Here is a 7,194-nt window from a genome sequence, read left to right as displayed (position 1 = left end):
GTTAGGCCTGCCGCCAGCGTTCGTTCTGAGCCAGGATCAAACTCTCAAGTTGATGACCGATCAAGGACGCCACGTGCAAAAAGCCGCGCACATCCAGGATCGTCTCTAGGAGCCGTTCCTGCACAAATCATTCTATTACGTAATGGATACGTGATAGGACATGTAAGACACCCACCGGACAAGTCCGACGGGATCCAAACAGGAACGACAAATTAACCGGTGATCGGAGCCTTGAGGTCTCCGGACCGGGCGCCGCCGCCCACATGTCCCTTCATTCAAACTAACAATGTCAAAGAGCCGACAATTCCTGTCCCCTACGAGTAGCAGAGGGAGACGGTGGTACCGTTTACAAGAAATGTCCCCAGTGGGGTCGCGGGGCAGTGCCCGTTACCGCGTCGGGAAGCAGCCATATATGCGGGCTGTAGGATTCGGTCAACACCCTGTTTGCAATTTTATTTCAAAATTTTTCGAGCCGCTCCCGAAATGGCGGTTTACGCCTCCTACACCTTAATCCGCTAGGGCCTTAAGCAAGCGATAACCGTAAAGGACCCGCCGCCCTTGGCCGAGCTTTCAGAAGAGGCAAACCCCGCATCGCTGCGCGATCGCGTCCGCAGCGCCGTTTTCTGGCGCTCGGGCAGCCAGATCGTCGCGCAGATGATCACCTGGGCGACGACGTTCCTCGTCATCCGGCTGCTCAATCCGGAGGATTACGGCCTCGTCGCGATGGCGGCGATCGTCGTCGCCTTTCTGAGCCTGCTCGAGGGATTCGGATTCGCCAGCTCGCTGATCCAGCGCGAATCGATCGGCAAGAAACAGATCCGCCAGGTGTTCGGTCTGCTGATTCTCATCAACCTGGCGCTCGCCGCCGCCCAGTATCTGGTCGCGCCGTTCGCCGCCGCCTATTTTCATCAGCCGCTGCTCGTCGACATCCTCCGGACCCAGGCATTGCTGTTTTTCACGACGCCGTTTCTCGCGCTGCCCTTCGCCCTGCTCAGCCGGGCGCTCGAATATCGCAAGATGGCGATCGCGAACCTGGTCGGCTCGATCGCCGGCGCCGCCACCGCGCTGAGCATGGCATTCATGGGCTATGGCGTCTGGACCCTCGTCTATGCGCCGATCGTGATGTTCGCCGTGCGCGCCGCCGCCATGACCATCGCCGCCGGCTCGCTGGTCTGGCCGAGCTTCTCCTTCCACGGCGCGAGCGCGATGATCGGCTATGGCGGCGCGCTGACCGTCACGCAGTTCTTCTGGTTCCTGCAGAGCCAGTCCGACGTGTTCATCGCCGGGCGCGTCTACGACGCCCGTGACATCGGCCTCTACACGACCGCGCTGTTCCTCACCCAGATCCTGGTCTCGAAGTTCGTTCCGCCGCTCAACGACGTCGCCTTCTCCGCCTATTCGCGGATGCACCGCGATGCCCAGCCGATCGGTCCGGCCTTCGCGAATTCGGTACGCCTGATCCTGACCGCCGTCCTGCCCTTCTATTTCGGCCTGGCGATTACCGCCGAACCGCTCGTCGAATCGATTTTGGGCGAGCAATGGCTGGACACGGTTCCGCTGGTCTCGCTGCTCGCATTCGCGATGCCGTTCATGACGCTGCAGATCCTGTTCGGACCGGCGACCAACGCGATGGGCCGGCCGGGCATCGCACTGCGCGTCAATATCGCCGGTGCCGCGATCATGGCGACCGGCTTCTATATCGGCGTGAACTACGGGGTGACCGGACTGGCGCGCACATGGCTGGTCGGCATGCCGCTGCTGACCGCCGTCACCATGGCCCTGTCGATGCCGGTCATCGGCGTTTCGCTGCGCGAACTCGCGCGCGCCATAGCGCCGGGGCTGGCGGCGTCGCTTGCCATGGCCATCATCGTCACCGCCGTCGACTGGCTCCTGCCGCCATTGGCGCCGTTCGCCCGCCTCGCCGTGCTGGCGACCACCGGGGTTGCAGCCTATGCCGCGCTCCTGCTGTTCTTCGCCCGAAACCTCGTCGACGAGATGTGGGCGCTTATCATCAAACGCCGGGCCATCGCCGCCTGACGGCCATCCGCACTGTCAGACGGCCTGGATATAGTCGCGCATAGCCTGGGCGTCCTGCTCGATCCGGTCCATCCGGTATTTCACCAGATCGCCGATCGAGATGAAACCCACCATCGCGCCGTCTCGGACGACCGGCAAATGGCGGACGCGGCGCTTGGTCATCAGGCCCAGCGCCGCCAATATGTTGTAGTTGGGATCGACCGTGATCGCGGGGGACGTCATCACTTCCGAAACCGGCTTGTCGATTCCGTCCTTGCCCTCGGCCGCGACGCAATGGACGAGATCCCGTTCGGACATGATTCCGACGACCTTGCCCCCGTCGACGACGGGCACCGCGCCAATCCGTTTTTCCGCGAACAGCTTCACCACCTCGGAGACCTTCATGTCCGGCGAGGCCGTGACCGTATCCTGGCCCCGGTTCTCCAGAATGATGCTGACCGTCATAGCGTCTCTCCCAATCGCGATATGCAGCCAGGCAATAATGCGCTTTTTCGCGGCCAAAGGGAAGGCGGGCGCCTTTGACGGCCAAGTCCGGCTTGATGATCATGGCCCGAATGGCCAATTGGGCGGCATGACCGAAAACGGACCGACACTCGACGACCCCGATTATGCGCAATTCGCCTGGGCGCGTTTCCGCCGGATGCTGAACTGGATGGCGGCGGCGTCCGTCGCCGCGGCGCTCGTCGCGCTTGCCTGGATGCATTATTATGGCGGCGGGCTGACCATTGCCATCGGCCTGGCGACGGCTTTCGGGGTCGGCCTGACAGTGTTCATGGCCGCCGCGCTCATGGGACTGGTTTTCCTGAGCTCAGGCTCGGGTCATGACGACGATGTCGATGCGCAGGGCCGGGAAAGCACGCGCCGTCCAGATATCACCGACTAGGCTTCGGCGGCGGCGCCCTTGTCGTCCTCGTCGGAACCCGGCTTGCGCGCACGGCTGCGCCGCGCCGGCTTCTTCTCGTCCTCGCTCGAACCGTTCAGCGACTTCCCATCCTTCTCGTCTTCGACGGCAACGGAAATCGCCGCCGGCAGCCGGTCCGCCTCGATGCTCTGCGCTTCGTCGTCCGGCGCGTCGGCCTTGGTCTTGGCGCGCGGTTGACGCTTTTTGGGCTTGTCGTCCGGCTGGCTCTTTTCGGAACGCTCGTCCTGTTCGTCCGCCTCGTCCGCGCGCCGCTTCGGCTTGTTGTCTTCGCGATCGCGCTGCTGCTCTTCCTTGCGCAAATTGGTTTCGGTGAGCACCCGGAAATAGTGGTCGGCGAACTGCAGATAATATTCGTTCATCACCCGGTCGCCCTGCTGATGGGCATCGCGCGCCATGGACTTGTATTTTTCGCAAAGCTGGTTGGCGTTTCCGCGTGCGCGATTGTCCAGCCGATTGCCGTCGTTCGGCCCGCGGTTATTTGGCCGGCCGCCGCGGCTGCGGCGACGACCCGAATTGCGATTATTCATCAAGGCAAAAAATCCTCAGTCCTTCGTGTTCCGGAAAAAGCGCGCCCCCGCGCGCAGCTTGGTCAGCCGGGCCCATCCCGGCCGCTCGGATACATATTCTCCCTTAGGGCCGGCCAAGCCGGTCCTGCTGCCAGAACCGCCGGACATCAGCGGCATGACGATGGAGATCATGGGGTGAAGGTTTCAACGCTGTGTGCTGCCAGAACCTTCGTTCCACCCATGCCCATATCGCTTACGTTTTGCCAAATGCAAGTAAAAATATAGTTGGGACCGGGCGCTAGCTGTGGATAAGCAGGCAACGCTCCTGCCCCGCCAAATCCAGCGAAACCTTTGAAACAAGGCCCTGATCGGCGCAAAGCCGGGAAACGGCGGAAGACTGGCCGGCCCCCAATTCGAGGCATGCAACGCCCCCTTCGGCCAACAGCCCGGGAAGTTGCGGCACGATCCGGCGATACTCGGCCAAGCCTTCGTCCGCGGCGAAAAGCGCCTCTTCGGGCTCGAAATCGGCAACATCGGGCATCAGGCGCACGGCCGGGTCGACATAAGGCGGGTTGCACAGGATGAGATCGTAGCGCCGCTTTTCGCCGCCGCCCCAATCGCCCTTTCGGAACTGGGCCCGATCCGCAAGGCCGAGCCGCTCCGCATTCCGTTCGGCTACCGCCAGCGCGGCGTCCGACCGATCGACGCCGACTCCGTTGGCGTCGGGCCATTCGGAAAGCGCGGCGAGCAACAGCGCCCCCGAGCCGGTGCCGAGATCGAGGATCGTGGCCGGCGGCCGTTTCGCGAGCGCCCGCCGCGCAGCCTCGATCAGCGTCTCGCTGTCGGGCCGCGGGATGAGGACGCCGGGCCCGACTTCGATATCGAGGCTCCAGAATTCGCGGATGCCCGTGATGTAGGCGAGCGGTTCGTGACGCGCGCGGCGACCGACAAGCGCGTCGAACGCCGATGGGGCTTCGCCGTCCAGACGCCGCAACAGCATCGTCTCGCGGCTCTCGCCGAGCGCGTGCGCCATCAGCAGCTCGGCGTCGAGCCGCGGCGTCCCGCTGGTCGCGGACAGGGTCGCTGCCGCCGCGCGCAGGGCGTCGCGCACGGTCACGCCGTCAATCCTCGATATGGGCGAGCCGCTCGGCCTCGTCCTCGGCGATCAGCGCCGACACCAGTTCGTCGAGCTGGCCCTCGAGAATCTCGGGCAGGCGGTGCAGGGTCAGGTTGATCCGGTGATCGGTGACCCGCCCCTGCGGGAAATTATAGGTGCGGATGCGTTCGGACCGGTCGCCCGAGCCGACCATCGACTTGCGCGCGCCCGCATATTCGGCCTCGGCGATCGCGCGTTCATGCTCGTAGAGCCGGGCGCGCAGCACCTTCATCCCCTTGGCCTTGTTCTTGTGCTGCGATTTCTCGTCCTGCTGCGAAACGACGATGCCGGTCGGGATATGGGTGATCCGCACGGCGCTGTCGGTCGTGTTGACCGATTGGCCGCCGGGGCCCGAGGCGCGGAACACGTCGATGCGCAGGTCGCTTTCGTCGATCTGGATATCGACCTCTTCGGGTTCGGGCAGCACGGCGACGGTCGCTGCGGACGTATGGATCCGTCCGCCGCTTTCGGTGACGGGCACGCGCTGCACGCGATGGACGCCGCTCTCGAACTTGAGCTTTGCGAACACGCCCTTGCCGGTGACGTTGGCGACGACTTCCTTGTAGCCGCCGACATCGGCGGCACTCGCCGAGATCAGCTCGAATCCCCAGCCCTGCTCCTCGGCGTAGCGCTGATACATGCGCAGCAGATCGCCCGCGAACAGCGCCGCCTCGTCCCCGCCCGTGCCGGCGCGGACCTCGAGCATGGCGGGGCGGTCGTCGGCCGCATCCTTGGGCAGCAACTTGACGGCAAGCGAGCGCTCGGCTTCCGGGATCCGCGCCTTGAGCTCCTCCGCTTCGAGCTCCGCCATCTCCTTCATCTCGGGATCGGCGAGCATCTCGTCGAGCGCCGAGAGCTCGTCGCGCAGCCGCTTGAGCTCGCGCGCCGTTTCGGCGACCGGCTCAAGCTCGGCATATTCCTTGGAGAGTTCGACGAACTTGTCGGGCGCCAGATCGCCCGCCGCCATCTGGCCCTGCAGCTCTTCATGGCGCGACAGGATCGCGTCGATACGGTCGGAGGAGATGGTGGTCATTCGTTGTCGTCCAAAAGAAGGCGACGACGGCGACCTTGTATCGGGCTGCCGGAGACCATCTCCATTATCTCAGGTCTTCTGATGCTATCCAAAAGATGCTGTTTTTCAATGTTTTTCTGCGCGCCATTTTCCATATTTTTGAGCGTGACTTCATTGGCATAAGCCTCATCAAGCCCGACAATAACCGCATATCGCGCACCGACCTTGTTCGCCTTCTGGAGCCTCTTCTTGAAGTTGCCCTTGAAAGCCACATCAACACTGATTCCTTCGGATCGAAGCTGTTCTGCGATCGTGGTTGCTTCGAGTTCTTCCTCCGTACCAGCGGGAATCACAGCGATGTCAATTACAGCCGATGGCGCACTGTCCACCAACATCGCCAGCCGCTCGATCCCCGCGGCCCAGCCGACCGCCGGCGTTTCCGGACCGCCCAGCGCTTCGATCAGCCCGTCATAGCGCCCGCCGCCGAGCACCGTGCCCTGCGCGCCCAGTCGGTCGGTGACGAATTCGAACGCCGTGTGGCGATAATAGTCAAGGCCGCGGACGAGGCGCGCGTTGCGTTCCCAGGAGACGCCGGCCGCGTCGAGGCCGTCCGTAACCTTCGCGAAGAAGGTGGCCGCCTCGTCGCTCATCACGTCGTCGATGGACGGCGCGGCATCGGCGATCGGCCGGTCGCGTTTGTCTTTGGAATCGAGGATGCGCAGCGGATTGCGCTCCAGCCGTTCCCGGCTGTCTTCGGACAGGTCGCCGCGATGCGCTTCGAAATGCGCGACCAGCGCATCGCGCCACGCTTCCCGCGTCGCGCTGTCGCCGAGCGTGTTGAGCTGCAGCGTCACGCCGTCCGCAACGCCCAATTCTTTCAGCAACTGATCCGCCATCACCAGCAGCTCGACATCGGCCGCCGGTTCGGTGGCCCCGATAATCTCGGCATCGAGCTGGTGGAATTGCCGGAAGCGGCCCTTTTGCGGGCGCTCGTAACGGAACAGCGGCCCGTGCGTCGCGACTTTCAGCGGCGCATATTGCTGCCAGCCATTGGTGAGATAGGCGCGCGCGATGCCGGCGGTGAATTCGGGGCGAAGGGTGAGCGAATCGCCGCCGCGATCCTCGAACGAATACATTTCCTTCGACACGACGTCGGTGGTCTCGCCGAGCGAGCGCGCGAACACCGCCGTCGCCTCGAACACCGGCACCTCGACCCGGCCGAAACCGTAGAGCCGCCGGACCCGGTCGAACGTGTCGACGACATGCGCGAACCGCTCGGCCTCGTCGCCGATCATGTCCTGCGTGCCGCGAATGGCGTGCGGCGTGTCTTTTCGCGCTTTATTTCCCATGGGCGGCTCCCCTAGAGCATTTTGACGCGCTAGGGGAATAGGAGAGTTTTTGTCGGAATCCCGTTTATGCGGAACTGCGGCAGAGTTTTCGTCAGCCTCGACCTGGCGGTCGAGCGCGGCACCGGCCCGCTCCCCCTCCCGGCCTCCCAGTAGGGTAAGCTCATGGGAGGCCGGGAGGGGGAGCGGGCCGGTGCCGCGATTTTGCGTGGGCA

At 63.9% G+C, this 7,194-nt stretch carries 7 protein-coding genes; 2 read left to right on the top strand and 5 right to left on the bottom strand.

The window, feature by feature from the left end; genetic code table 11:
* The first annotated feature begins 558 nt into the window (after positions 1 to 558).
* Positions 559 to 2,037 (top strand): lipopolysaccharide biosynthesis protein, encoded by a 1,479-nt coding sequence (locus ACTS1X_RS02475; RefSeq protein ID WP_442612802.1) that lies wholly within the window; start codon positions 559 to 561, stop codon positions 2,035 to 2,037.
* A 15-nt stretch (positions 2,038 to 2,052) separates the two neighbouring features.
* Here ACTS1X_RS02475 and ACTS1X_RS02470 read toward each other — a convergent pair whose 3' ends face one another.
* Positions 2,053 to 2,481, bottom strand: coding sequence for a CBS domain-containing protein (locus ACTS1X_RS02470; RefSeq protein ID WP_442612801.1), 429 nt, complete (start codon positions 2,479 to 2,481; stop codon positions 2,053 to 2,055).
* A gap of 127 nt (positions 2,482 to 2,608) precedes the next feature.
* Between ACTS1X_RS02470 and ACTS1X_RS02465 the strand changes: the two genes are divergently transcribed.
* Positions 2,609 to 2,920, top strand: coding sequence for a hypothetical protein (locus ACTS1X_RS02465; RefSeq protein WP_442612800.1), 312 nt, complete (start codon positions 2,609 to 2,611; stop codon positions 2,918 to 2,920).
* On the opposite strand, the gene ACTS1X_RS02460 is transcribed toward ACTS1X_RS02465, so the two are convergent.
* From ACTS1X_RS02460 to hisS, 4 genes are all read right to left on the bottom strand, one after another.
* Positions 2,917 to 3,486, bottom strand: a complete 570-nt coding sequence (locus ACTS1X_RS02460) for a DUF4167 domain-containing protein (RefSeq protein WP_442612799.1) — start codon at positions 3,484 to 3,486, stop codon at positions 2,917 to 2,919. The genes ACTS1X_RS02465 and ACTS1X_RS02460 overlap by 4 nt on opposite strands.
* A gap of 277 nt (positions 3,487 to 3,763) precedes the next feature.
* Entirely contained in the window at positions 3,764 to 4,576 is an 813-nt protein-coding gene (gene prmC / locus ACTS1X_RS02455; protein ID WP_442612804.1) for a peptide chain release factor N(5)-glutamine methyltransferase, read from the bottom strand.
* A 10-nt stretch (positions 4,577 to 4,586) separates the two neighbouring features.
* Positions 4,587 to 5,654, bottom strand: a complete 1,068-nt coding sequence (gene prfA, locus ACTS1X_RS02450) for a peptide chain release factor 1 (RefSeq protein ID WP_442612798.1) — start codon at positions 5,652 to 5,654, stop codon at positions 4,587 to 4,589.
* Positions 5,651 to 6,982 carry a histidine--tRNA ligase gene (gene hisS, locus ACTS1X_RS02445; RefSeq protein ID WP_442612803.1) on the bottom strand — a complete coding sequence of 444 codons (1,332 nt, stop codon included), beginning with the start codon at positions 6,980 to 6,982 and terminating at the stop codon, positions 5,651 to 5,653. The genes prfA and hisS overlap by 4 nt, the downstream gene beginning before the upstream one ends.
* Between the last annotated feature and the right edge of the window lie 212 nt (positions 6,983 to 7,194).

The sequence above is a fragment of the Parasphingopyxis sp. genome, assembly GCF_052168275.1.
In the GTDB taxonomy this organism is placed as follows: Bacteria; Pseudomonadota; Alphaproteobacteria; order Sphingomonadales; family Sphingomonadaceae; genus Parasphingopyxis.
This window is presented reverse-complemented; position numbering and strand designations above follow the sequence as displayed.

Coding starts and splice junctions, on each gene's coding strand:
- ACTS1X_RS02470 (WP_442612801.1), bottom strand. CDS start 2,481: ATGACGGTCAGCATCATTCTGGAGAACCGGGGCCAGGATACGGTCACG.
- prfA (WP_442612798.1), bottom strand. CDS start 5,654: ATGACCACCATCTCCTCCGACCGTATCGACGCGATCCTGTCGCGCCAT.
- ACTS1X_RS02460 (WP_442612799.1), bottom strand. CDS start 3,486: ATGAATAATCGCAATTCGGGTCGTCGCCGCAGCCGCGGCGGCCGGCCA.
- hisS (WP_442612803.1), bottom strand. CDS start 6,982: ATGGGAAATAAAGCGCGAAAAGACACGCCGCACGCCATTCGCGGCACG.
- ACTS1X_RS02465 (WP_442612800.1), top strand. CDS start 2,609: ATGACCGAAAACGGACCGACACTCGACGACCCCGATTATGCGCAATTC.